This window comes from Paeniglutamicibacter sp. NPDC091659, assembly GCF_044756805.1.
Classification (GTDB): Bacteria; Actinomycetota; Actinomycetes; order Actinomycetales; family Micrococcaceae; genus Paeniglutamicibacter.
Window position 1 is genome coordinate 168,863 of sequence record NZ_JBIVTO010000008.1, and the last position, 24,923, is coordinate 193,785.

At 65.8% G+C, this 24,923-nt stretch carries 23 protein-coding genes; 17 read left to right on the forward strand and 6 right to left on the reverse strand.

Annotation, left to right across the window (positions count from 1 at the left end):
- The first annotated feature begins 43 nt into the window (after positions 1-43).
- The 7 genes from ACIQLF_RS15540 to ACIQLF_RS15570 all read left to right on the forward strand — a co-directional run bounded on the left by ACIQLF_RS15540 (position 44) and on the right by ACIQLF_RS15570 (position 4,946).
- Entirely contained in the window at positions 44-1,294 is a 1,251-nt protein-coding gene (locus ACIQLF_RS15540; RefSeq protein WP_400300213.1) for a hypothetical protein, read from the forward strand.
- A complete protein-coding gene (locus ACIQLF_RS15545) occupies positions 1,291-2,514 on the forward strand; it encodes a TadA family conjugal transfer-associated ATPase (protein WP_400300216.1) in 1,224 nt (407 codons plus the stop codon). Before ACIQLF_RS15540 ends, ACIQLF_RS15545 begins: the two co-directional genes overlap by 4 nt.
- Positions 2,508-3,251 carry a type II secretion system F family protein gene (locus tag ACIQLF_RS15550; protein WP_400300219.1) on the forward strand — a complete coding sequence of 248 codons (744 nt, stop codon included), beginning with the start codon at positions 2,508-2,510 and terminating at the stop codon, positions 3,249-3,251. Before ACIQLF_RS15545 ends, ACIQLF_RS15550 begins: the two co-directional genes overlap by 7 nt.
- Positions 3,251-3,784, forward strand: a complete 534-nt coding sequence (locus ACIQLF_RS15555) for a type II secretion system F family protein (protein ID WP_400300322.1) — start codon at positions 3,251-3,253, stop codon at positions 3,782-3,784. Before ACIQLF_RS15550 ends, ACIQLF_RS15555 begins: the two co-directional genes overlap by 1 nt.
- Positions 3,785-3,979: 195 nt before the next feature.
- Positions 3,980-4,180, forward strand: a complete 201-nt coding sequence (locus tag ACIQLF_RS15560; protein WP_400300221.1) for a DUF4244 domain-containing protein — start codon at positions 3,980-3,982, stop codon at positions 4,178-4,180.
- An 11-nt stretch (positions 4,181-4,191) separates the two neighbouring features.
- Positions 4,192-4,536, forward strand: coding sequence for a TadE family type IV pilus minor pilin (locus ACIQLF_RS15565; protein WP_400300224.1), 345 nt, complete (start codon positions 4,192-4,194; stop codon positions 4,534-4,536).
- The gene (locus tag ACIQLF_RS15570; protein ID WP_400300227.1) at positions 4,533-4,946 is read left to right on the forward strand and encodes an Rv3654c family TadE-like protein; all 414 of its coding nucleotides are present in this window, start codon (positions 4,533-4,535) and stop codon (positions 4,944-4,946) included. The genes ACIQLF_RS15565 and ACIQLF_RS15570 overlap by 4 nt, the downstream gene beginning before the upstream one ends.
- A 19-nt stretch (positions 4,947-4,965) precedes the next feature.
- On the opposite strand, the gene ACIQLF_RS15575 is transcribed toward ACIQLF_RS15570, so the two are convergent.
- Positions 4,966-7,293, reverse strand: coding sequence for a DEAD/DEAH box helicase (locus tag ACIQLF_RS15575; protein ID WP_400300230.1), 2,328 nt, complete (start codon positions 7,291-7,293; stop codon positions 4,966-4,968).
- A 101-nt stretch (positions 7,294-7,394) separates the two neighbouring features.
- Positions 7,395-8,063 carry a GNAT family N-acetyltransferase gene (locus ACIQLF_RS15580; protein WP_400300233.1) on the reverse strand — a complete coding sequence of 223 codons (669 nt, stop codon included), beginning with the start codon at positions 8,061-8,063 and terminating at the stop codon, positions 7,395-7,397.
- Positions 8,064-8,200: 137 nt separating this feature from the next.
- Here ACIQLF_RS15580 and ACIQLF_RS15585 point away from each other — a divergent pair, with 137 nt between their 5' ends.
- Entirely contained in the window at positions 8,201-9,121 is a 921-nt protein-coding gene (locus ACIQLF_RS15585; protein ID WP_400300236.1) for a rhodanese-related sulfurtransferase, read from the forward strand.
- Between the two features lie 193 nt (positions 9,122-9,314).
- Here ACIQLF_RS15585 and ACIQLF_RS15590 read toward each other — a convergent pair whose 3' ends face one another.
- A complete protein-coding gene (locus tag ACIQLF_RS15590; RefSeq protein ID WP_400300239.1) occupies positions 9,315-10,913 on the reverse strand; it encodes a PucR family transcriptional regulator in 1,599 nt (532 codons plus the stop codon).
- A 256-nt stretch (positions 10,914-11,169) separates the two neighbouring features.
- Here ACIQLF_RS15590 and ACIQLF_RS15595 point away from each other — a divergent pair, with 256 nt between their 5' ends.
- The 4 genes from ACIQLF_RS15595 to ACIQLF_RS15610 all read left to right on the forward strand — a co-directional run bounded on the left by ACIQLF_RS15595 (position 11,170) and on the right by ACIQLF_RS15610 (position 15,459).
- On the forward strand, positions 11,170-11,370 hold the full coding sequence (locus tag ACIQLF_RS15595; protein WP_400300242.1) for a hypothetical protein: 201 nt from the start codon (positions 11,170-11,172) through the stop codon (positions 11,368-11,370).
- A 57-nt stretch (positions 11,371-11,427) separates the two neighbouring features.
- Positions 11,428-12,861 carry a purine-cytosine permease family protein gene (locus tag ACIQLF_RS15600; protein ID WP_400300245.1) on the forward strand — a complete coding sequence of 478 codons (1,434 nt, stop codon included), beginning with the start codon at positions 11,428-11,430 and terminating at the stop codon, positions 12,859-12,861.
- A 6-nt stretch (positions 12,862-12,867) separates the two neighbouring features.
- The gene (locus tag ACIQLF_RS15605) at positions 12,868-13,881 is read left to right on the forward strand and encodes an alcohol dehydrogenase catalytic domain-containing protein (protein ID WP_400300248.1); all 1,014 of its coding nucleotides are present in this window, start codon (positions 12,868-12,870) and stop codon (positions 13,879-13,881) included.
- Positions 13,882-13,947: 66 nt separating this feature from the next.
- Complete coding sequence (locus ACIQLF_RS15610) at positions 13,948-15,459, forward strand: aldehyde dehydrogenase family protein (RefSeq protein ID WP_400300251.1); 1,512 nt, start codon at positions 13,948-13,950, stop codon at positions 15,457-15,459.
- Between the two features lie 173 nt (positions 15,460-15,632).
- On the opposite strand, the gene ACIQLF_RS15615 is transcribed toward ACIQLF_RS15610, so the two are convergent.
- The 3 genes from ACIQLF_RS15615 to ACIQLF_RS15625 form a co-directional block, all read right to left on the reverse strand.
- Entirely contained in the window at positions 15,633-16,397 is a 765-nt protein-coding gene (locus ACIQLF_RS15615) for a hypothetical protein (RefSeq protein WP_400300254.1), read from the reverse strand.
- Positions 16,394-17,062 (reverse strand): SatD family protein, encoded by a 669-nt coding sequence (locus ACIQLF_RS15620; RefSeq protein ID WP_400300256.1) that lies wholly within the window; start codon positions 17,060-17,062, stop codon positions 16,394-16,396. The genes ACIQLF_RS15615 and ACIQLF_RS15620 overlap by 4 nt, the downstream gene beginning before the upstream one ends.
- 84 nt (positions 17,063-17,146) lie before the next feature.
- Positions 17,147-17,728: a GNAT family N-acetyltransferase gene (locus ACIQLF_RS15625; protein WP_400300259.1), complete on the reverse strand. Its 582-nt coding sequence runs from the start codon at positions 17,726-17,728 to the stop codon at positions 17,147-17,149.
- Between ACIQLF_RS15625 and ACIQLF_RS15630 the strand changes: the two genes are divergently transcribed.
- From ACIQLF_RS15630 to ACIQLF_RS15650, 5 genes are all read left to right on the forward strand, one after another.
- Entirely contained in the window at positions 17,718-19,394 is a 1,677-nt protein-coding gene (locus ACIQLF_RS15630) for a methyltransferase (RefSeq protein ID WP_400300262.1), read from the forward strand. The two genes, ACIQLF_RS15625 and ACIQLF_RS15630, sit on opposite strands and share 11 nt — an antisense overlap.
- Before the next feature lie 11 nt (positions 19,395-19,405).
- Positions 19,406-20,041: an ArsR/SmtB family transcription factor gene (locus ACIQLF_RS15635; RefSeq protein ID WP_400300265.1), complete on the forward strand. Its 636-nt coding sequence runs from the start codon at positions 19,406-19,408 to the stop codon at positions 20,039-20,041.
- A 143-nt stretch (positions 20,042-20,184) separates the two neighbouring features.
- On the forward strand, positions 20,185-22,968 hold the full coding sequence (gene topA, locus ACIQLF_RS15640) for a type I DNA topoisomerase (protein ID WP_400300267.1): 2,784 nt from the start codon (positions 20,185-20,187) through the stop codon (positions 22,966-22,968).
- A 42-nt stretch (positions 22,969-23,010) separates the two neighbouring features.
- Entirely contained in the window at positions 23,011-24,036 is a 1,026-nt protein-coding gene (locus ACIQLF_RS15645; RefSeq protein WP_400300269.1) for a Ppx/GppA family phosphatase, read from the forward strand.
- A gap of 22 nt (positions 24,037-24,058) precedes the next feature.
- Positions 24,059-24,898 (forward strand): sugar phosphate isomerase/epimerase family protein, encoded by an 840-nt coding sequence (locus ACIQLF_RS15650; protein WP_400300272.1) that lies wholly within the window; start codon positions 24,059-24,061, stop codon positions 24,896-24,898.
- Positions 24,899-24,923: the final 25 nt, after the last annotated feature.

Here is a 24,923-nt window from a genome sequence, read left to right on the forward strand (position 1 = left end):
CGGAACGGTCTCCGGGACCGGTGCCCGCCCCACACTGGGGTGCATGGAAGAGGAGAGACGGTTCGTCGCCGGTTTGCCCCGGAGACCGCAGCGTGGCTCCGGGACGACCGAATACCCGGCGCTGCGCGCCGCGTTGCAGCAGCTGCAAGCGGCGGATCCGTCGGACATGCAGGAAAACCGGACTGAACCGCGCCCGGAACCTTGGGCGGAAGAACTGCACGGCCAAATCCCGGAGCCGCGGCAGGTGTCCCGGGAGGTGCAGGCGGCGCGCTGCATCCTGCTCACCCGAGACACCGCGCTGGCACAGTCGATCGCGCTGATCGCCCTGGGCGCCGGGGTGCAGCTTCTCCAGTGCCGTGCGGCGGAACAGGCACGCACTCACTCGCGGGAAACCATCCTGGTCGGGCACGACTGCGTGGGTGAGGCTGCGGGCCTCCTTCCCGGGGCCGGGCTGGTGCTGACCGGGGCCGAGGAACACCAGGACGTGCTCTGGCGGGCGGCGGCCCGCAACCCCGGGGCCAGGGTCGCCGTGCTTCCGCGGGCGGCAGCCTGGCTCGGGGAGTACCTGGGTGAACTTGGCTTGAACGGCGGGGCCGCCCGGATCACGCTGCTGGCCGGCGGCTGCGGGGGAGCCGGCACCAGCACCCTCGCCGCGCTGCTTGCCGCAACCCACACCCTGGCCGGGCAGCGGACGCTGCTCATCGACGCCGACAGTGCGTCCACGGGGCTCTGGCCGATGCTGCGTTCCCGGGAACCTGACGGAATCGGCTGGGAGGACCTGGAGCACAGCCGCGGGGCGCTGGCACCCGGGCAGCTGGCGGAGATCCTGCCGCTCTCGCAGGGCAGCGCGGTGCTGTCCTGGGTGCGCCAACCGGGCAGCTTCGTGCCGGACGAAGCGCTTCTGGTGGCGGTGCTGGCGGCCTCCCGGCGCATCTACGACCACATCGTCATCGACGCCGGCCGGCTGCCCGCGGTGCCGCCCGGCGTGCTTGCACCCTGCGGGGAGCGGCTGCTGGTCATGCCCACCCGGTGCGCGGTGAACCGCGGCATCCCCGCCGCGGCCGGCGCCGGCTGGTCGGTGGTGTTCACCGGCAAGCTGGCCGCAGGTGCCGACACCCGCGCCCTGGCCCACGGGCTGGGCCTTCCCCTGGGCGGCTACCTGCCCCGGCTCAAGCCCGTTGAACGCGCGGCCGCGGAGGGCCGGCTGATGGGCGTGCTGGCCCGCACCGCCCTTCGGCGCAGGATCGCCTCCTTGGGCGCCCCGGAGCAGGCGGCCACGGGCAGGGCGGCATGAACGCCCCGGAGCGGCGCACCGGGCGCCGCCGCTGGGAACAAGGGCCGGGGACCGGGCAGGCCGCAACCAGCCCGGAGGTCCTGGAACAGGTGAGGATGCGCGCCCTGGGCAGGGACGGGGGACTGAGCGAGGTCGACCTGGCCTCGGCCGTCCAGGCCACCGGCAGCGTCATCGGTTCGCACACCACCACCGAAATGGTGCAAAACCTCAGCCGGGACATCCACGGGCTGGGGATGCTCGAGGAATTCGCCCGGCAGCCCGGGGTCACCGACGTGCTGGTCGACGGACAGGGCCGGATCTGGGTCGACGGGGCCGACGGCCTGAAACCCAGCGGATCCGGCTTCGCCGACCCCGCCGCGTTGCGGGCCTTGGCCGTGCGCTTTGCGGCGGCCGCCGGCCGCAGGCTGGATGACGCGCAGCCCTTCGTCGACCTCACCCTGGGCAACTACCGGGTGCATGCGGTGCTGCCGCCGATCTCCACCGGCGGCACGTTGATCTCGGTGCGCGTCAAGCGGACAGCGCGCCCGGAGCTGGCCGGCCTGATCGACCCGGCCCGCCCCGATTGGCTGCAGGCGCTGCGGGCGATCGTCGCCGCCCGGCTGAACTTCCTGGTCAGCGGCGGAACCGGCGCCGGCAAGACAACGCTGCTGGCGGCAATGCTCGCCGGGGTGCCTGCAAACGAACGCATTATCGTGGTCGAGGACTCGGCGGAGCTCACCCCGCAACACCCGCACCTGATCGGCCTGCAGGCGCGCGGCGGAAACGTCGAGGGCGCCGGGGAAGTCGGGTTGAACATGCTGGTGCGCCAGTCCCTGCGCATGCGGCCCGACCGGCTGGTGGTCGGCGAATGCAGGGGGGCGGAGATCGGCGATTTCCTGGGCGCCATGAACACCGGGCACGAGGGGGCCGCGGGGACGGTGCATGCCAACAGCGTCCAGGCCGTGCCGGCCCGGCTGCTCGCGATGGGGGCGCTGGCGAAGATGGATCCCCAGGCCACCACGCTGCAGGCGGTGAGCGCCCTGGACCTGCTCATCCATGTGGCCAGGGATGCACGCACGGGCCTCCGGCACCCCGTGCAGCTGGGGCGGCTGGTGCTCAACCCCGCCGGGGCGCTGGAGGTACAGGTCATCTGCGAGCTCGGGGAGGCCGCCCGGGAATCCGAGGCGCTTGACTGGTTCCGCTTTCGGCTGCAGTCCAGGGGAGTGGCCAGCCCATGGTGACGATCCTTTGCGCCACGGCGTTGACGGGGCTTGCCATCTGGCTCTTCCGGCGTCCGGGGAACGCGGGACCGGGCGGACCCGGCCGCGGGGCGCGGGCAGGCTCCGTCGCCCGTGCCGGGAGAACCCGGTTCCCCCTCCGGCGTCCGGCCCGCGACGAGGCACACGAGGCGGAGGAATACGGGAAGCTCATCCGCCAGCTTTCGGCGTTGCTGCGTGCGGGATGCTCCAACGCCGCGGCCCTGGAGCTGCTGGAGAAAATCTGGGCCGACGCCCCGGGAAGCGCCGGGGCCGACATCCATGCCGGGTGCGCCAGGGCACTGACCCAAATGCGCACCGGAGGGACGCTGCGCACGGGACTGGCCGAACACTCGGCGTCCAGCAAACACCATTCCCGGCTGTGGGCACGCCTGGCTTGGTGCTTCGCCATCTCGGAACAGTCAGGTGCCGCGCTGGCCGATCTGCTCGACCAGCTGGCGGCGGAACTCGAGAACTCGGCCGACATTCGCCGGGCCCTGGATGCCGCGCTCGCCGGACCTCGCGCCACCAGCCGTTTGCTCACCTTCCTGCCGCTGGTGGGGCTTGGCCTGGGTCAGCTGCTGGGCATCAACCCGTTGGCGGTGCTCACTACGCATCCGGTGGGCAGGCTGGCGCTGCTCGCCGGGGTGTTGCTGTGGCTGGCGAACCGCTGGTGGTGCCACCTGATGCTGGTGAAGATCGTGAGGCAGGTTCCCTCGTGATGGCTTACCTGGTGGCGGGGCTGCTGGCGGGCCTGGCGGTTTGGATGTGGTCGGGGAGCCCGTCCGTCCGGTCCCCGTCCGCCGGCTGTTCCCGGCCCGAAGCGCCACCCGCGGAAAAGCGTGAATCGCCGCCGATGGTGCTCGAAATGTGTGCGACGTTGCTGGAATCCGGGCTGCCGGTGCGGTCAGTGCTGGAAATCGTGGGCGGGTACGTGCCCGGCTATGGGCCGCTGACGCGCGTTGCCCGGGCGCTGGAGTTGAACGTTGATTGGGACCGGGCGTGGAGCCAGGTGCCCGAAACGGTTCGGGAACTGGAACCGTCCTTGCGTTTCACCCAGCTCAGCGGGGCACCCGCGGCCAGGCTCCTGCGTTCGGCGGCGGCCTCGGGGCGCAAGCGGGAAATCCGGGAGGCGGAGGCACGCGGTGCGGAGTTCGGGATCAAGCTGGTCATTCCCCTGGGGCTGTGCGCGCTGCCGGCTTTTGTCTGCCTTGGCGTGGTTCCCATCGTCATTTCGCTGCTCCCGGACTTCTGATGTGCCTCGGATGGCTTCCCCGCACAGTGCATGTGCCGCGACCTCGTTCCCGGTTATCCCCAGCACCGCACCTGCGGGGCCCCGTCCGGATGCCGCGGAGCCAGACTCAAGGGGAGCCAATCCGGGCCCAACGGCCGGAACGCTCGTGAACAAGCAACACACCCAAGATAATCAGCAAGGAAAGGCAGGCAGCACATGGAACACGAGGTCGAGCTGGTATCGCCGGGGCACATCGATCTGAGGGCCATCGGGGACGAAGAGGGCAGCACCACGGCGGAATTTGCCATTGTCACGCTGGCGGCCGTGGCCTTTGCCGGGCTGCTGGTCAGCATTCTCTCCAGCGGCGACGTGCGCGGAATGCTCATGGGGCTGATCCGTCAGGCGCTGTCCTTTTAGGGACCATGGGCATGCCAACGCATCCGGAAGCCGGCAGCAGCACCGCGGAAATCGCGGTGCTGCTGCCGGGCGTTGCTCTCCTGCTCACGGTGGTGGCCGCGGCGGGAATGCTTGGCGGGGCACAGGTTCGGATTCAGCAGGCCGCAAGCGCGGCGGCGAGGGAGCTGGCCAGGGGAACCGACCAGGGCGAAGCCATTGCCACGGCCCTGCGTATCGGCGGAGCCGGCCTGCACGTCTCCCTGGGGTCGGAGGCCGGCTACGAAACGGTTGCTGTCACCTCCGGCGTGGCCCTGCCGCTGTTGGGGGAAATCCGGTTGACCGCGGAGGCCTCGGCCAGGAAGGAGAACGAACCGTGAAGCGGACATGCGTTTCCGTGGCCGGCGGCGATGCGGAGGCAGGCAACGGGACGGTCCTGATGGTCTCGGTCGTCTTCCTGGCGTTCTTCGCGCTGGTGGTGGTGCTCATGCTGTCCGCCACGAGCCACGCGGCGTCGAAGGCAGCCACGGCCGCGGACCTTGCGGCGCTGGCCGGCGCCGATGCCGCACGTTTCCTGGTTCCGGGGGAACCATGTGCCGTTGCCAGGCAAACGGCCCGGACCAATCAGGCAATACTCACCGAATGCAGCAGACAGGGAACCAGCGGCGAGATTGTGAAAATCTCCGTCAAGGTTCCGGTCGCGATGGTTGGCTGGCTTCCGCCGTTCGGCCATGCCGTTGCCGTGGCGCGTGCGGGACCGCCGCCGCAACCCTGGCGCATGGCACCGTAGACCACCCGGAAGGGAAGCCTCAGACCGAGCGGGCCGCCTCGCTGAGGATGGCCGAGAGCAGGCGGATCGCGGCGTGCTTGTCCAGCGGGTTGTTCTTGTTCCCGCATTTGGGGGACTGGACGCAGGACGGGCACCCGCTGGCGCATTCACAGGCGGCAATTGCATCCCGCGTGGCACCCAGCCAGGCTGTGGCCTTCTCGTATCCGCGCTCCACGAACCCGGCTCCGCCGGGGTGGCCGTCGTAAACGAATATGGTGGGCATGGAGGTGTCCATGTGGAGCGCGGTGGAGACCCCGCCGATGTCCCAGCGGTCGCTGGATGCGACCAGCGGCAGCAATCCAATGGCTGCGTGCTCGGCGGCATGCAGTGCGCCCGGGAATTCCTCGGGGGAGATCCCGGCGGCGATCAACCGCTTCTCGGGAATGGTGAACCACACGGACTTGGTGTGCAGGTCGCGGGCCTCCAGGTCCAGGGGCTCCTCGCTGAGGATTTCGTTGCTCATCACCGACTTTCGCTGGAACGACACCACCTGCGTGGTGACCACCACGTCGCCAAAGTTCGCGGTGATCGGGCCCCATGGCACGCTACGTTCGATGTCCTTGACCTCGACCGTGGTGATGTCGCGCGCCTGGGTGTAGAAATCAGGGTTGGCCCTTGTCACCATGACGCAGTGGTCCATTTCGTTCAGTTCGTCCACCACGTAGCTGGCACCCTGGTGGACGTAGATGGCGCCGGTGTGCGCCTGATAGTGGGTCTGCGGCGAATCCATGGTTCCCAGAAGAGCGCCCGTGTCGGATTCGATGATGCTCACCGGTCCGCCGCCATCGGCGCGCAGATTGACCATCGACGCGGCATGTTCCGGATGCGTCCAGAACCAGCCTGCGGGGCGCCGGCGCAGGAAGCCGCGCGCGACCAGCGAATCAAGCAAACCGTGGGCGGATGGACCGAACGCCGCAAGGTCTTCCGGCCGCAACGGAAGCTCTTCGGCAGCCGCGCAGAGGTGGCCGGAAAGCACATAGGGGTTTTCGGGGTCGAACACCGTCGCCTCGACGCCGGCTTCGAAGATGGCCTCGGGGTGGTTGACCAAATAGGTGTCCAGGGGGTCGTCGCTCGCCACGAGCACGGCCAAGGCGTCCTGCCCGGCACGCCCCGCCCTGCCGATCTGTTGGAAAAACGAGGCCCTGGTGCCGGGCCAACCCGCCACCAACACGGCGTCGAGGCCGGCCACGTCGATACCCAGTTCAAGTGCGGAGGTTGAGGCCACGCCCAGAAGCGTCCCGTTGCGCAATTGCTCCTCGAGTTCGCGCCGTTCGGCCGGCAGGTAGCCGGAGCGGTAAGCCGCGACGCGATCGGGCAGCGAGGGGTGGACCTGGTCGACCATGCTTCGGGTGATCGTGGCGATGGTTTCGGCTCCACGCCGGGACTTGATGAAGGCGAGCGTTCGCACGTGGGAACAGACCAGGTTGGCGAGCAGGTTCGAGGTTTCGGCTACGACCGTGCGGCGGGTGGGGGCCCCGTTTTCACCATGCAGGTTCGTAAGCGGGGGTTCCCACAGTGCGATGGTCAATGCGCCCTTGGGCGAGAAATCGGTGGTGACTTCCTGCGCCGTGGCGCCAATGAGCTTGGAGAATGATGCGGCGGGATCGGCGCTGGTGGCCGAGGCTCCGATAAAGACCGGATTTGCCCCGTAGTGTTCGCAGATCCGGCGCAGCCGGCGCAGCAGGTTGGCGATGTTCGATCCGAAGACGCCGCGGTAGGAGTGTGCTTCGTCGATGATGACATAGCGCAACCGGCGCAGGACCCGTGCCCACCAGGTGTGGTTCGGCAGGATGCCAAAGTGCAGCATGTCGGGATTGGAGAGGATGAAGTTTGCGTGGTCGCGGATCCAGCGTCGGGCGGAGACTTCGGTGTCGCCGTCGTAGCTGGCGGCCCGCACGCTCGAGAGGCCGAAACCCGTAATCGCGGAGAGCTGGTCCGCTGCAAGGGCCTTGGTGGGAGCCAGATAGAGCACTGTGCCGTCCTGGGGAACCAGGCTTGCCTGGTTCCCCAGGGACGAGGTGTGGATGGCGTTCAGGGCCGGCAACTGGTAGGCCAATGACTTGCCCGAGGCCGTGCCGGTGGCAATGATCGTGTGTTTGCCTTGGTGGGCAAGATCCGCCGCCTGGACCTGGTGCAGCCATGGGGCGCTGACGCCTGTGCGTTCAAAGACTTCGCGAACCTCCGGATGGACCCAATCGGGCCACGGTCCGTTGAGCGCTTCGCGGGCTTGGACGGTGCGGGAATGGAGCAGTGCCGAGGGGGTTGGCCCGTGGCCCAACAAGGCGATCTGTTCCGAATAAGCGTTCACCGAATCATTGTGGCATCCTGGGGCGTCAGCTGCTGGTCGGGTGACAAAAAGTGGTGGGCCTCGCCAAGGCAAGACCCACCACCAAATGAAGATTTTTGAAGCTAGGCGTCCTGCTTGCCTTCGAAGAGAACGACGTTGCCCAGGTTGGTCCAGCCGAGCGACTGGTAGAGTTTCTGGCCATCGAGCGAGGCGATCAACAAGCCTTCCTCGACATCGTGCTCCAACGCAAGGGAGACCAAGGCGCGCATGATCAGGCTTCCCAGTCCGCGACGGCGGAAGTCCGGGGCGGTGATGATGCGGTCGAAGATCGCATATCCATCGACTGCGGACACGTGGCCGCTGGCGGCAACAACCTCGGGGTCTTCCACGGGGTGGATTGAGACATAGGCGTGGGTGTTGTCGCGTTCGATCTGGAAGGCGAACCCTTCCGCCGGCCGCGGTTCCTCGACATCGTGGCCACTCATCTCGGTGACCATGAGTACTTCTTCGGAATTGACCACGTTTAGTCCGGCAGCCTGGGCCGCTTCGATGAGCGAGGAAATTTCGTTGGCGAATGCCGTCAGGCGACGCTTCGGGTGCTTGTGCAGCGTCTCGGCGACAGCCACCAATTCTTCATTGGACGGCTCATAGATAACGTACTCCCAGTCGCCTGAAGTATCGTGGCGCAGGGCGGCATGGACCCGACCCTCGTGTCGGTTCTCATAACCTCGCGCACCAGCCCAGCCGGTAACCCAAGTACCAATTAGTTCATCACTTGCAGTAGATCCCATAGCTCGACCCTACCCCGTGAAGCGGCCCGATGGGTTGCATTGAGGTGAACTGTTGCACGCTTGAAACACTCGAACATCCCGGTGACGGTTGACACTTCGGATGCCTTAAATTGGATTTTGCACCTAGGCTTAACAGCGTGTCGCAGAACCGAATTGTCTTGTATTACGCCTTTACCCCACTCGCCGACCCCGAGGCCGTGCGCCTTTGGCAGCGAACGCTCCTAGAGAGGTGGGGTCTTCGTGGACGCATCATCATCTCCAAGGACGGCATCAACGGAACTGTCGGGGGCGAAATCTTTGCCGTCAAGCAGTACGTCAAGGCCACCCGCGAGTATCCGGCATTCAAGAAGATGGATATCAAGTGGTCCGAGGGATCTGCCGAGGATTTCCCGCGTATTTCCGTGAAAGTCCGCGATGAAATCGTGTCCTTCGGTGCTCCGGGTGAGCTGAAGGTCGACGACAACGGCGTGCTCGGCGGTGGCGTGCACCTCAAGCCCGAGGCCCTGCACGAATTGGTTGAAGCGAAGAAGGCTGCAGGCCAGGAGGTCCACTTCTTCGACGGCCGAAACGCCTTTGAAGCCCAGATCGGCAAGTTCAAGAACGCGATCGTTCCCGACGTCGAAACAACTCACGACTTCATCGCCGAAATCGAATCCGGCAAATACGATGACATGAAAAACCAGCCTGTTGTGACATATTGCACAGGCGGTATTCGCTGTGAGGTGCTTTCATCTCTCATGGTCAACCGCGGCTTCACCGAGGTCTACCAGATGCAGGGCGGCATCGTCCGCTACGGAGAGACCTTTGGCGACAAGGGCCTCTGGGAAGGCTCGCTGTATGTCTTCGACAAGCGCATGCACATGGAGTTCAGCGACGACGCCGTGACCATCGGTAAGTGCGTTTGCTGCGAGGCGCCAACCAACAAGTTTGAGAACTGCTCGAACCTTTCCTGCCGGAACCTGCGACTGTTCTGCGCGGACTGCGCCGCCAAGGACGAACTGCGTCGTTGCACGGATTGCGTCGGGTCCGTCGAGGCCCTTGAAAGCGTCAAGCTGTAACACCACAGCACGAGCAGACAGTACGACCCGCCCGAATGTTCCGGGCGGGTCGTACTGCATTTACGGGGAACTTCCCCGGTGGGCATGCGGTGGCCGACGAGGTTTGCTGGTCGCCCGCGGCGGCGAGGAACGGCAGGAATCACCGGGACCCGGGATCTTCACCCGCGGCCGGTTCCCGGTGCGCGGCAGGGTTCTATCCCCGGATACCCAGTCGGTACAGGGTTACTGCAAGGTGCAGGGAGGTCATGGTGTCGGCGTCGGTCAGCTCGCGACCCTGGACCTTTTCGATCCTCCGCAGCCGCGCGTAGACACTTGGCCGACTCAAGTGCAGTGCCCGGGACAACTCCGCGATGCTGCCGTTGGTCTGCAGATAGGTCTCGATGAAGTCCATGTATTCGGGCTCGTCAAGGAACGGCGCTAGTTGGTCATGCACGTAGGTGCGGCTTTCCTCCACATCCAGCAGCCTTTGCATGAGCCAGCGGAAGCCGAGGTCGCTGGCCCGGTGGTACGGGGCCCCGGAATGGTCCATGGTCGACGCCGAGTGCGCCACGCGCAACGCCTCGTCCAAGCCCTTCAGCGCGGTGGTTCCCAACTCGTGGCTCGCGGTTCCCACGCCCATCGTCCACGAGCGCTCGTTGCCATGGGCGCTGAGTGCCGTGCCGATGCCGTCATGGACGGCGGACAGGGCAGCCTCGACATCGGCTGCCGAGGGCAGGCAAAGAACGATGCCCACCCCGTTCGCGCCGGAATCGCATGCGAAGGCCGGGTAGCGCGAGCCGCGAAGCGTGTCCTGGAGCGTGGCGGTAATGGCTGCCAGGTCGAGGCTTGTCGAAAGCGGCACGGCGCTGCCGCGCTGCTTGAAGTTGATGGCGATGGGCACGAACAGGTCGACGGATGCCACGCCCAGCATTGCCGCGTGCAGGAGCAATTCCTTTTCGCCTTGGATTTCGCCCGAGCGTACGTCCTTGACCATGGTCGACAGCGACTCCTGCCGGGCCAATGCCAAGTCTGTGGAGCTGTGGGGCAGCAGTTCGCCGAAAGACGCACCAACCTCCTGCATGCCCAGGGAAGCGCGCGGGTTCCCCGCGCCAACCGTTGAAACCAGCTGTCCCACCTTCCGGCCGTGGCCGATGACCGGGTAGACCAGCCAGTTCTCGTCGCCCACGACACGGACACCTGTACCCAGGTTCTTCGAAGCGGTGGGCGCATGGATAAAGCGTCGCATCTGCTCCGGGTCCAGGCCCTGGTGGATGACGACTGCGGACAGCGAGTCCTCGAGGACAAGGGGTGCGTCGAGCATGTCTGCGATCGCGGAGAAAAGCTCCCGCAGGTCCAGATGCGAGGCGGCTGTCGATGAAAGGAAATTCGATACCGCGTCCAACCCGCTCAGCCCCCTGGCTGCGGAATAGATGAGCCGATGCACGGTTTCGGTGACTGCCACGAAACGGACCCTGTCATCCAGCAAAATCACGGGAATCTGCGCCGTTGCGGCAGCAACTTCCAGGCACTTCTTGACTTCGGGTGCGTCGGAAAGGAAAGAAAAAATCACGCCCGCCGCCCCCGCTGCGGCCAGGCCGTCCAAGAAGGCCCGTGTGGGCTCGAGTGCTGCCGTCAATGACAGGCCGGAACTGAGGATGAGCTCCCCGCCTTCCAGGAGCCCGGACAGATCCGCGGACTCCGTGACGTGGATGCCGCGTACCGGGGAATCCAGGAGCCGAGCCTGGCCGAGTACCCGCGGATGTCCGTCGCTGACCGCCGAAACCCCTAGAACTCGGCGAATCGTTAAGGTCATTTACAAAGTGTAACAGCGGCAAAATCGAGGTGATTACAGTATTGATGTTGTGCAGGTCACAGGGTGGGGCCACGATTGGAATGTGACCTACAGAACACGAGTTGGCCGAGGCCGCAGCCTTAAAAACCGTTGAATCTGGATGCCTCACCAAGTTCCCGCTGGCCCACGAGCGCGTGGATGCCGCTGCCCATTAATCTAGTCGGGTGATCGAACTTGTCCTTGGTATTCAGGCAATAAAGCGAAGGAATGGCGAGAAATGAACGAAACAAGCGAAGAAGTTGATGGAGTCGGGGCCGAGCTGGATCTCGCGGGCTTTGAAGCGGAACGTGACAAGGTGTGCGCCTACTTTGCCGAGCGCGAAGGCAAGCGGCAGCCCGGGCAGCTCACCAAGGCCGAGTACATCTTTGTGGGCGTCTTGCTCGTCGCGACGTATGCCTTGGTTCTGGTTTTTCAGTAAGCAACCTTCACTGCCCAAAACCCCTGACTAAGGGGTACCGATCACAGAGGATTCCCAATGGATTACACCATTGAAGCAGAACGAGGAAGGGCCCCGTTGCCGCCGTCAAAGCGGCTGTGGGGATTCTGGGAATACACGTGGGCCAATGCGGCACTCGCGATTGCGACCTGGGGCTTTCTCATCGGAGGATCGCTGGCGCTCGTCGTCGACGTGAAGAGCGGTCTCGTCGCCATCATCCTGGGAAACGTCCTGGGCGTCCTTTTGGTGGGGCTCGCCGTATCCGTCAGCGCCGGCAAGTACGGCACCGAGCAATACACGTTCATGCGCAGCGTGTTCGGCCACAACGGCAGCCGGGTGATTTACACGGTGGCCATGATCCTGTTGACGGTCGGTTGGCTGGTGGTCCTGGGGACCATGTTCGGCCGTTCGATCGACTCCGCGATAAGCGTTGTCAGCGACCGGGAACCGGATCCGAACGCACCGTACATCTATGTCATTACGATCATTGCCATCGCGCTGACGGCCTACATCGTGGCCAAGGGCCCGACCTCCATCAAGCTGTTCAACGTCATTGTCGCCCCCGCCTTGATCCTGGTCATGGGCTTCATGATCTGGCTGTTCCTCTCGGATTCCTCGCTCTCGGATCTTCTTGCCCTTGATGCGCTCGCCCGTCCGTTCGATTCGAACGCGGTGAACTTCATGATCGCCGTTGAAATCAACATTGCCGCCGGTTTCTCCTGGTGGCCGTACATCGGCAACCTGTCACGCATCACCAAGAACGAACGCACAGCCTTCTGGCCCAACCTGATCGGCATCGGATTCGCCGCCAGCCTGGGTGAAGCCGTGGGCCTCATCGGGGCAATCAAGTACGGCAACGCCGACCCGACACAGTGGATGGCCGAAACCGGGGGACTGTGGATGAGTGCCATCGTCCTGGTGTTCATCGCCTTCGCGAACATCACCAGCATGGCAAACATCCTCTACACGGCCGTCGTGGGACTGCGCCAGATGTTCGGTGCGCTGCTCAGGAACGTGTCCTGGGAGTGGCTCGTTTACGGATTCTGCATTGTCCCAGTGATTGTCATGTTCGCCATTCCGGGTCTCTACGATGGATTCATGACATTCCTGGTGTGGACCGCGGCCATCTACAGCGCCCTCACCGGAATCATGCTTGTCGACTACTTCCTCCTGCGCCGGCAGCGGGTGGACCTCAAACAACTCTTCATCGAAGACAAGTCGTCGGTCTACTACTTCACCGGCGGCTACAACATCGCAGCGATGGCAGCAACGGTGATCGGCATCGTGATCTTCACCGTCACCTTCAACCCGCTGAGTTTTGAACACACAGGATATTTCCGGTACACCACTGCCTCGCTGCTCGCCGCCGTCGCAGCCGGGCTCATCTACTGGGCACTGTCCGTACTAATCGTTGTACCCCGTGGCCTGGGCGGTTACCCGACCTCCCGCGCCAAAACCCTCACAAGGAGCTGAATTACGATGACTGAAACCATGTTGGCCGCTTACTTCACCGAAGACAACAGCCCCCTGGAAATCCGCGAGACCGCCATCCCGCAGCCGGGCAAAGGCGAGGTCCTCGTCAAGATGGAAAGCTGCGGAGTCTGCCACACGGACGTGCACTTCTGGAAGGGCGAGGACGAGCTTCCGCGCCCCAAGCCGGCGATCCTGGGCCATGAAGGTGTCGGCTCGATCGTTGCCGTCGGCGACGGCGTGGAACTGACCGCGGGAGAACGGGTCGGCGTCGGCTTCGTCTACTCCGCCTGCGGCAACTGCCGCGAATGCCGCAAGGGCCTGGAGACCTACTGCCAGAACAGCCAGGCCACGGGCGTCCACGTCGACGGGTGCTTTGCCCAGTACATCGTTGCCCCCGCCGACTGGGTCACCCACATCCCGGGAGAGCTCTCCTCGGAGGAAGCCTGCCCGCTGCTCTGCGCCGGTGTCACCGCCTTCAGCGCGGTGCGCAAGGCCAACATCGAGCCCGGGTCCGTCGTGGTCGTCTTCGGCCTGGGCGGCCTGGGACAGTACGCTATCCAGTTCGCCAAGCTCTTCGGCGCCAAGGTCGTCGGCATCGACCTCGATCCCAAGAAGCTGGAAACCGCCAAGCGCCTGGGCGCCCATGCCGCCTACGCACCGGGAGAGGAAGCCGAAAAGGCAATCCACGAGCTCGGTGGCGCCGACGCCCTGCTGAGCTTCGCGCCCTCGCCTCAGGTGTTCCGGAACATGTTCACCCTGGCGGCCCCGACCGCCCGATTCATCCAGGTGGCGCTTCCGAACAACCCGTTCACGTTCAAGGCGGCGGAACTGATCGACCTGGGCATCACCATCATCGGCAGCGCCGACGGCACCCGCCTGGAACGCGACCAGATCATGCAGCTGGCCAAGGACGGCCTGGTGCACTCGAACGTCGAGACGATGGAATTCGGCAACATCAACGAGGCATTCCGCCGTCTGGATGCAGGGGATGCCGACGGCCGCCTCGTCGTCCAGTTCTAGGCCCTTCACATGCAAAACGCCGCACAAGCAGCATCTTTTCCAACACAAAACCGAGAGGGACTTCAGATGAGCATCGACATCGCTGAAACCTACTTTGACACCTACCAGGTTCCGGCTTCGGTACGCAGCTTCCTGGCAAGGTCACACAAGCTGTTTATCGACGGCGCCTGGGTGGATTCCTCCGACGGTGCCACCGTGCCCGTCACCGAACCATCAACCACCCAAACGATCTCCAACATCGCCAGCGCCACCGTGGCCGACCTGGACAAGGCCGTTGCCGCCGCCCGCCGCGAATTCGACGGCGGCTCCTGGAGCCGGTTCACCCCGCTGGAACGCGAGAGCCTGCTGCACAAGCTTGCCGATTTGATCGAGGCCAACACCGCTGAATTGTCGGTGCTTGAATCCATCGACGTGGGCAAGCCGCTGGCCGAGGCAGAGATGGACATCCAGGGCACCATCGACACCTACCGCTACTTTGCCGGCTGGGCCTCGAAGATCTCCGGCCGCAGCGGCGAAGCCGCGGGGCTTCCCGGGGACTACGTCACCTACACCCGCAAGGAACCGGTGGGCGTCGTGGGCGTCATCGTGCCGTGGAACTTCCCGCTGCAGACCCTGGCCTGGAAGCTGGGCGCGGCCCTTGCCGCGGGCTGCACCACCGTGGTGAAGCCGCCGGAGATCACCTCGCTGACCACCCTTCGCTTCGCCGAGCTGGTGGCAGAGGCCGGCATCCCCGGTGGCGTTGTCAACATTCTCACGGGCAAGGGATCCACCGTCGGCGCGGCGCTGGCCGGACACAAGGGGATCGACAAGGTCACCTTCACCGGTTCAACGCCCACGGGCAAATCGGTGGGCCACGCGGCACTGGAAAACATGACCCGGATGACCCTCGAGCTCGGGGGCAAGTCCCCGGTCCTGGTCTTCGCCGACTCGGACCTGGAGAAGGCCGTGGAGGAAGTGGCCCTGGGCATCTTCTTCAACGCCGGACAGATCTGCGACGCCGGTTCCCGCCTGTACGTGGAGGACGCGATCTACGACGAGTTCATGGGCAAGCTCGTCGAGAACGCCAAGGGCTGGGTCATTGGCCCGGGACTCGATCCGGAAAGCACCATTGGCCCGGTCGTCTCCGAAAACCAGTGCAACTCCGTCATGGGTTACATCCAGACCGGAATCGACGAGGGTGCCACGCTGTTGTGCGGCGGCAATCGGCTGGACCGCACCGGCTACTTCATCGAGCCGACCATCTTCGGCGACTGCAACAACCGGATGACGATCGTCCAGGAAGAGATCTTTGGCCCGGTTCTGGTGGCCCAGCGCTTCACCACCGAGGAACAGGCCATCGAACTGGCCAACGACAACCAGTACGGTCTGGCCGCAACGATTTACTCGCAGAACCTGAACCGCGTGCACCGCCTGTCAAAGGTGCTCAAGGCGGGCTCGGTCTATGTCAATGCGCAGAGCTCGATCGACCCGGCGATGCCCTTTGGCGGGTTCAAGAACTCGGGCTTCGGCCGGGACCTGGGACCGGAGCAGCTGGACTCGGTGACGGAGACCAAGACCGTCTGGATCACGCTCTCATAGGCGGCGCCAGGAACTTGGCTGCCTCGGCATGCGACCGCCCGGACGTGGTGTCGCCGCCGACGAATGGCTGAGTCCCCCGGTTCCCTCCTGCGACAGGCGGTGTTTCCCCAACAATGTTGGGGAAACACCGCCTGTTTGCATGCGCGGCATCGGCCGGAAACCGCAGTGCGGGGCTATCCCGAGATGCGGATGAGCCCGACCCCCAGCAACGACAGGCCCCAGCTGAACAGGCTGCCCACCAGGAAGTACTCGGCCTTCGAGCCGGTGGCCCCGTCGTTGGATATTTCGGGGAACCGAACGATGCCCTTGGCCGCGATCAACGCCCCGACAATGGTGAACATCCCCGCGAGTGTCAGGGTGAGCAGGCCGAGCCGTTCCAGCGGGCCGATGAGCCTTCCGCCACGCAGGTCCGGCAGCCGCACCGGGGCTTCGCCCCTGGCTCCCCGCCGGCGGATGGTGCCCGGACGCAGGGCGCTGCGCACCACGATGTTCGAGCTTTCGATGAGGAACAGCCCCACGCCAACGGCCACGAGGATCGATGACAGCGGAATCCCGCGGATCCATTCCGGTGCCACGGTGCCGTGCCAGTTGCCTGCCGGGGTTCCGGCGGAGGGATCCGTGGTGTCAAGGACGGCGAAGGCGAAGGTGCCCAGCAGCACTCCGAACGCCGGCCACAGGCGCAGCGGGGCGGCTGCGTTCTCGCGGCTGGTGGTGGTGGCCAGCCAGGCTGCGGCCAGGATCGTTGCGGCCAGGGCCCACCGCCAGCCCAGGCCCAACAAGAACATGGAAGAGGCCAGCATGATCGCCCAGAAGGCGCCGATGACCAGTGCCATGGTCCGTTTGCCGCCGGCGTCTTCACCCCCGGACCCGTCGCGCACTATCGACCTGGTCAGGTCCGCAATGCCGATCATGGCCAGCAGGAGTGCCACGGTGATCATCGCTGCACCCGGTTCCGGGGCTCGGGCACCGTTTCGAGCAGTTCCATGGCGGCGATCAACGTGCCGGCGCCCGAGTTTTTCAGTGCCTGGGAGACGGCGGACTGGGTGACGCCCTCCGCGCGGGCGATGGAGCTCTGGGTTTGGCCCAGGAGCAACCCGGATGCGTAGCGGCGGGTCTTGGGGTTCAGCGAGGAAATCAGCTGGTCGCGGGTCAGCAGGTACGCATTGGCGATGGCTGTTTGGTCGTCGCCGGCCTTGGCGTCGTGGAACCAGGAACGAAGCGTGGGGTTCTTCGCCTTTTCGCGTTGCCTTGCTTCATCGATGGCCGCCCGGGCCGCCCACCAACCGGATCCGTCCTGGATGCGGGCTGCGGAAATCGAAGAGACCGGTTTGATGGATCCACGGCCGATGCCGAACCGGCAGTCGATGTCCGCGGGCAAGCTCAGGCGCAGCAGGGCCGTCGCGCACAAGGCCTCGTTCAGTGTTGGATACACCGCCTGGAATTCGTCCCCGACGGTGGCCTGCCATGGTTGGAGCGCGGGCCGGTGCCGTTCGACCAGCGCGCAGACGGACTCGATGGCTGCTTGGGCCGACTCGCGGTCCGCGAGCTTTCTCGAGTCCACGATGTCCATGATGACCGGGACGACAACATCAATCGATCTCATGGAAAGAGGATACTGCTAATACCCGCGCCAATATAAGACTTTTGCTAATAGGCGGGTGGGTATCAGTCGGCAACCCGTCGGCTGTTAGCCCGCCGGCCACATCCCGGCGGTTCCGTCGCCGGGAACCAGCATTTCGGTCTCGGTGTGGAAGGCGCTGAGGCCGCGTGCCTCGTAGTTGGCGATCGCGGCAGGGCCGTCGAGGGAGCACGTGTGGACCCAGACGCGTGTCACCGGTGCGAAACCTTCACAACGGGTATCGATGTCCCAAGCGCGGGCGATGCCCTCCGTGAGCAGTGCCCCGCCCAGCCCCTGGCCGATGCACTGGGGGAAAAGGCCGAAGTACATGATTTCAACCTCGGTGCCCCCGTTCGCGGAACGGGCCAGCAGCTCCACGTAGCCGCCGGGCGCCCCGTCGACATAGAGGACATGGGTCTCGGTGCCAGGCGTGCGCAGCAAGGCATCCCATTGGGCTCGGGTCAGCGTGAGCCTGTCCGCCCAGTTCCATTCGCTGCCCACCCCTTGGTAGAGGAACTTGCTGAACTCCGGGGTGATCCCCGGCGCCAATTCGATCCTGGCGTGGTCCGGCAACGGGCGGGAGGACGAAACCAACTCCGAAGCGGAGAGCTGCTGCAAATGCGTGGTGGTGACCTCAATCATGGATTCCATTTTAGGTTCTTTCCATCTGGCCTTACCCGGGCTGGATAGACTTGTGGGCGTGACTTCCACCGCAAACTACGCCCACGTTCCCGACGCCCCGCGCAGCGACGACCCGCAACTCCTGGCGGCATTCGCCCAAGACCTGGAGCGAGGGCAATTCGCCCACGAGGCAATCATCGAGTTCCTGGGCGAGGTGGCCCACGAGGCACTCCTGCGGGACCAGCTGATTCCGGCACTGCGCCTGCTCGGTTCGCTGCCGCGGCCGACGGCCCTGGGCACCATGCTCGGCCTGTTCATGCTGGGCGGCGAGGCCACCGAAACCGACATCGCCGAGGCCTTCCCCTCACTCGGACTGTCCGGCCTGGTTGAACTGGGTCTGCTCGAAGCCGCTCCGGGGGCCATCGGAAGGTGGCATGCCCTCGTGGACTTGCGCCCGCACGCCTCGGACGCGGACGCGGAGATCTGGGTCGCCAGCGACCTTGGCGCGCACCAGCGCCCCGGCGTGCTGCGCCACGACCACGTGCTGGGCATCGGGCAGGCATCGCTGACGCTGGCCCAAACCACCATCCGCCCGCAGGTGGAGACCGCGCTGGACCTGGGAACGGGCTGCGGCATCCAGGCCTTCCACCTGCTCTCGCACGTGCGCCGTGTCGTCGCCACCGACATCTCCGAACGCGCCCTGGGTTTCACCCGTTTCAACCTGCTGCTCAACCACCGCGCGCTGGGGATCGATCCGGCCAACCTCGAGGACCGGGTCCAGCTGCGCCTGGGCAGCCTGCTGGAACCGGTGGCGGGGGAGACGTTCGACCTGGTCGTTTCAAACCCCCCGTTTGTCATCACCCCGCGCCGGGCCGATGAAAACGCCGACGACCGCTTCACCTACCGCGACGGCGGAATGCCCGGCGACACGCTGGTGGCAACGCTGGTGCGGGACCTGCCCGGCATCCTGGCCCCCGGCGGAACCGCCCAGATGCTCGCAAACTGGGAGATCACGGAGCCCGCGGACCCCGAGGCGGGGCTCGAGTGGAGCGCCGGGCCGCGCTCCTGGCTCACGGAGGACACCGAGGCCTGGTTCATCCAGCGCGAATCGGTCAGCCCCACCCAGTACGCCGAAACCTGGCTGCGCGACGCCTCCCAGTCCCGCGACCAGAAGGCCTTCGCGGACCAGTACGGCGCGTACCTTGAGGATTTCGCCTCCCGAGACGTTGCGGCCATCGGCTTCGGCATGGTGTGGCTGCGCCGCCCGGCCGATGCGTCGAAGCAGCCGGTGGGCCGGCTGTACGAGGAGATCACCTACCCGATCGAACAGCCCATCGGCCCGTACCTGGGCCGGGCCATCGAAACCGCCGACGCGCTTGACCTTGAAACCCTCGGGGATGTGCACCTGCTCGTTGCCGAGGACGTCACCGAGGAACGCCACCAGCGCCCGGGCGCCGAGCACCCCGGGGTGATCCTGCTGCGCCAGGGTGCGGGCCTGCGCCGCACAGAACTCATGGACACGGCCCTGGCCGGGTTCGTCTCGGCCTGCGACGGGGATTTGAGCGTCTCGGCACTGGTCGGCGCCCTTGATTCGCTGCTCGGCGAGGGCGACCCGGAATTTTCCGCGCGACTTAATGAAGGGGTAATACGACTTATTAGACGGGGCTTTCTGTTGGAGATGCGAAACAACCGCTAAAGTTTTTTCACATGAGCCAGAACACCTCCGGGGACGACGCGGCAAAAAGCGCGCCGGTCACCCACATGCCCGTCAAATCGGTGACGATTAGCGACCCGCAAGCCATTCGTGCGCTCGCTCATGAAGCGCGGCTTACCGTACTTGAGGAGCTTTTCGCGTCACAGTCGACGCGAACCGCCACAGAGCTTGCCTCGCGCTGCAACCTCACGCCCAGCGCCATGAGCTACCACCTGCGTGCCTTGGAGAAATACGGCTACGTCATCCGGGCCGCCAGCGAGGGCGACGGACGCGAGCGCCGCTGGAAGGCTGCCGGAGACGAGCTGGTGCTCGGATCGCTCGCCGATTCGGCCTCGGCCAAAAACGCCTACCTGAACGTGCAGCTCAATGCGTTCAGGGACAGGCTCTCGGCGGAAATCGCCCGCCGTGACAAAGAACGCATCGCGGGCATCATGCCGGATCCGGACCGCGCCCCGATGCTGACCACCGGCATGGTCTTCCTCTCGGAGAAGCATCGCAAGGAATTCATCGCCCGGGTCTACAACCTGCTCTATGAATACGAAGCGAAGGCCGAACCCGAGGAACGCGGGGTCGACGGGGAACGCCTCTACTACATGCTTTCCTTCCTGCCGGAAATCCGGGACGAATAAGACTCCGGGGGGCCCTCACGGACCGGAAAAACGCCCGCTTTCCGGCGGGCACTTGCCTAGGTTCGCCAGAATGCGGCTAACCTAGAGCAGGGAATGTGCTGTGCGCCCACTTTGACGCACCACTGGTTGCTAATAGGAGTACTGTGCCCGCCAAGGCCAAAGAAAAGACCGGAAAAAAACTCGTTATCGTGGAGTCCCCGGCAAAAAGCAAGTCCATCGCCAAGTATTTGGGCGAGGGCTTTGAAGTCGACGCCTCGGTGGGACACATCCGGGATTTGCCGCAGCCTTCGGAGCTGCCGGCGGAACTGAAGAAGACTTCGCTGGGCAAGTTCGCCGTCGACATCGACAACGACTTTGAGCCGTACTACGTGGTCTACCCGGACAAGAAGAAGCGCGTCGCCGAGCTGAAGGCCAAGCTCAAGGACGCCGACGCCCTCTATCTCGCAACCGATGCGGACCGCGAAGGCGAAGCCATCGCGTGGCACCTGCTCCAGGTGCTCAAGCCCAAGGTCCCGGTCTACCGCATGGCCTTCACCGAAATCACCCAAGAGGGCATCAACCGTGCCATGGAGAACATCAGGGAACTGGACACCGACCTCGTCGATGCCCAGGAAACCCGCCGTGTGCTCGACCGCCTCTACGGGTACGAGATCTCCCCGGTGCTCTGGCGCAAGGTGGCCCGCGGCCTGTCCGCCGGCCGCGTGCAGTCCGTGGCAACCCGCCTGGTGGTCGAGCGCGAACGCGAACGCATGGCGTTCCGCAGCGCCTCCTACTGGGACCTGACGGGAACCTTCTCGACGGCCAACGGCGAAACCTTCGGCGCCAAGCTGGCGTCCGTCGACGGCGCCCGCGTGGCCACCGGCCGCGACTTCTCCGACCGCGGCGAGCTGAAGAGCCCCAAGTCGGGTGCCGTCGCGCACCTGGACGAAGCCAAGGCCTCCGAACTTGCCGCCGGCCTCGCCGACGTCGACTTCGCCGTCACCAACGTCGACGAGAAGCCGTACACCCGTCGCCCGGCCGCGCCCTTCACCACCTCGACGCTGCAGCAGGAAGCTTCCCGCAAGCTGCGCTGGAGCTCCAAGTCGACTATGCAGGTTGCCCAGCGCCTGTATGAAAACGGCTACATCACCTACATGCGTACCGACTCGGTGTTCCTCTCCAACGAGGCAGTGAACGCGGCGCGCAAGCAGGCAGCAGAACTCTACGGAACCGAATCGGTGCCGGAGAAGCCGCGCGTCTACAAGGCCAAGTCCGGTTCGGCGCAGGAAGCCCACGAGGCCATCCGCCCGGCCGGCGACTCCTTCCGCCGCCCCGCCACGGTGCGTGCACAGCTTTCGGCCGACGAGTTCCGCCTCTACGAGCTGATCTGGAAGCGCACCGTCGCCTCCCAGATGTCCGACGCGAAGGGCTTCACCGCCACCATCAAGCTGGCCGGCACGGCAACCACGGGACAGGTCGCGGAGTTCTCCGCCTCCGGCACCGTGATCACCTTCCGCGGCTTCATGGCCGCCTACGAGGAGGGCCGCGACGCGGCCCGCGAGGCCGAGGCGGCGGAAGCAGCCGAGGAAGCGCGGCTGCCGCAGCTGAAGGTCTCCGACCCTCTGGCAGGCACCGGCGTCGAGGCCATCGGGCACACGACCACCCCGCCGGCCCGCTACACCGAAGCCTCGATCGTCGCCGAGCTGGAGGCCCGCGAAATCGGCCGCCCGTCCACGTTCGCCCCGACCATCTCCACCATCATGGACCGCGGCTACGTGACCAAGCGCGGCGGCGCCCTGGTGCCGAGCTGGATCGCGTTCTCGGTGGTGCGCCTCCTGGAGGAGCACTTCGCCAAGTACGTCGACTACGACTTCACCGCGCGCCTGGAGGACGACCTCGACGAGATCGCCCACGGCCAGCGCGGCCGCAGCGCCTGGCTGAAGGACTTCTACTTCGGCTCGGAGGAATCCGGCGAGCCCGGCCTGCAGTCCGTCGTGGAGAACCTGGGCGACATCGACGCCCGCGCCATCAACTCCATCGAAATCGCCCCGGGCATCGTGCTGCGCGTGGGCAAGTTCGGCCCGTACCTGGAAAAGCCGCTGCCGGCCGACGCCCCGGAGGGCACCGAGCCGCAGCGCGCCAACGTTCCCGAGGACCTGGCACCGGATGAGCTGACAGCCGAAAAGGCCATCGAGCTCATGGAAAACCAGGGCCCCTCCGAGCGCGTGCTGGGCGTCGACCCGGAAACCGGCCGCACCATCGTGGCCAAGGACGGGCGCTACGGCGCCTACGTCACCGAGGTCATCGTGGAGCCGACCGAAGAGGAACTCGCGGCCCTGCCGGTCGAGTACTACAAGAACGGCAAGCCGAAGCCGCCGAAGAAGCCGACCAAGGCCAAGCCGCGCACCGGTTCGCTCTTCAAGTCGATGACGGTCGAGACCGTCACGCTCGAGGATGCGCTCAAGCTCATCTCGCTGCCGCGCGTGCTGGGTGCCGACGCCGAGGGCGAAGAGATCACCGTGCAGAACGGCCGCTTCGGCCCGTACCTGAAAAAGGGCAGCGACTCGCGTTCCATCGGCAGCGAAGAGGAGATCTTCACGATCACCCTGGAGCAGGCCCTGGAGATCTACTCGACGCCCAAGGTCCGTGGCGCCCGCGCCGCGGTGCCGCCGCTGGCCGAATTCGGCCCGGACCCGGTCTCGGAGAAGAACATCGTGGTCAAGGAGGGCCGCTTCGGTGCGTACATCACCGACGGGATCACCAACATCACGATCCCGCGCGACACCACCCTTGAGGAGCTGACCCGCGAGCGCGCCATCGAGCTGCTGGCGGACAAGCGCGCCAAGGGCCCGGTGAAGCGCAAGACCGCGACGACGACCACCGCCAAGAAGGCGCCGGCCAAGAAGGCTCCCGCCAAAAAGGCAGCGGCCGCCAAGACGAGCAAGTAGCCGCGCCCACGGCGCGGCGGAACACAAGGCGAGGGGCACACCATGAGGCTGGGCGTACTGGATATCGGGTCGAACACGGTCCACCTGTTGCTGGTCGACGCGTACCCGGGCGCCCGCCCGGTGCCCTTCGCCTCGCACAAGCGGCCGCTGTCGCTGGTGCAGTACCTGGACGAGAACGGCGCCATCAACGAGGCCGGGCAGGCCGAGCTGCTGGACTTCGTGCACGAGGCCGCGCAATTCGCGTCCAACCACCATGCGGAGGACCTGCTGGCCTTCTGCACCTCGGCCATCCGCGAGTCGGCAAACGGCGAGGAAGTCCTGGAGCGCGTCGTGGGCGAAACCGGCGTGCGGCTGACCGAGCTGACCGGCGAGCAGGAGGCCGGCATGACGTACTACGCGGTGCGCCGCTGGTTCGGCTGGAGCTCGGATGCCATCCTGAACCTCGACATGGGCGGCGGGTCCTTCGAAATGGCCCTGGGCCAGGACGAGTTCCCGACCCTCGCCCACTCGGTGCCGCTGGGCGCCGGACGGCTGACCCGCGAATGGCTGCCGCATGACCCGCCCTCCATCAAGGAGGTCAAGGCCCTGCGCAACCACGTGCGCGACTTGCTGGCCGACCCCGTCGCGGAGCTTCGCCAGTTCGGCAAGCCCACGCTGGTCACCGGAACCTCGAAGACCTTCAGGTCGCTGGCCCGGATCACCGGTGCGGCCCCCAGCGCGGACGGCCCCTACGTCAAGCGCGTGTTGCGTGCCGACTCGCTGAAGCTCTGGACCAACCGGCTGACCGCCATGAACTGGGAGGAACGCGCCGAGCTTCCCGGAGTCTCGGCGATCCGCGCCCCGCAGCTGCTGGCCGGCGCGATCGTCGCACTCGAGGCCATGAGCGCCCTGAAGATCAAGTCCCTGCGCATCTGCCCGTGGGCGCTGCGCGAAGGATTGATGCTGCGGCGCTTTGAGCATGTCCTTTTTGACTCCAGCGCCCCACTCAGTAGTAGCGTGGGAGTCGGAGAGGTAGCACTGGGCAAATCCTCGGTGATTTCGATGTCCCAGGGCAGCAACGTTCGTTAGCCAAAGATAAGGGGCCACGTCCATGGTCGAGTCCAGCAACAACAGCAAAGCCCCCATCCCCGTTGCCCTCTCGAGCGCCTCGGTCTACCCGCTGAACGTGCACGACGCCTTCGCCGTCTCCCACGACCTGGGGTACGACGGGATCGAGGTGCTGGTCACCGGAAACCAGATCTCGCAGGACGCCGCCCAGCTCAACCGCCTGGCCGAACGCTACGAGCAGCCCATCATGGCCATCCACGCGCCCACGCTGCTGCTGACCCAGCAGGTGTGGGGGACCGCCTGGAACAAGATCGAGGCCTCCGCGGCGATGGCCGTGGAGGTGGGTTGCGACGTGGTCGTCGCCCACCCTCCCTTCCGCTGGCAGGGCACCTACGCCACGGAATTCGCCAGCGGCATCCGCCGGATCATGGAACAGTACGGCGTGAAGATCGCCGTCGAAAACATGTACCCGTGGCGCGCACGCGGACGCGAGGCCAAGATGTACCTGCCGCACTGGAACCCGATCCCCGAGCCCTACGAGTTCGTCACCTGGGACTTCTCCCACTCGGCGATCGCCGACATGGACTCGGCGACGGCGTTCCGCGACCTCGGCCAGCGGCTGAGCCACGTGCACCTGTGCGACGGCAAGGACAACGGCAAGGACGAACACCTGGTGCCCGGCCAGGGCACCCAGCCGGTCGTCGAGGCCATCGAGTTCCTGCGCGATTCGGCGTGGGACGGCGTGGTTGCCGTGGAGGTCTCCACCCGCAAGGCCCGCGGCGCGGGGGAGCGCGAAGCCTGGCTGGGCGAGACGCTGGAGTTCGCCCGCCGCCACCTGGCACCCGTCGTCAAGCCGGCCGAGGCAGGAACCCACTCGATCTAGCCAGCTCGATCCAGCCCGCGCGCCC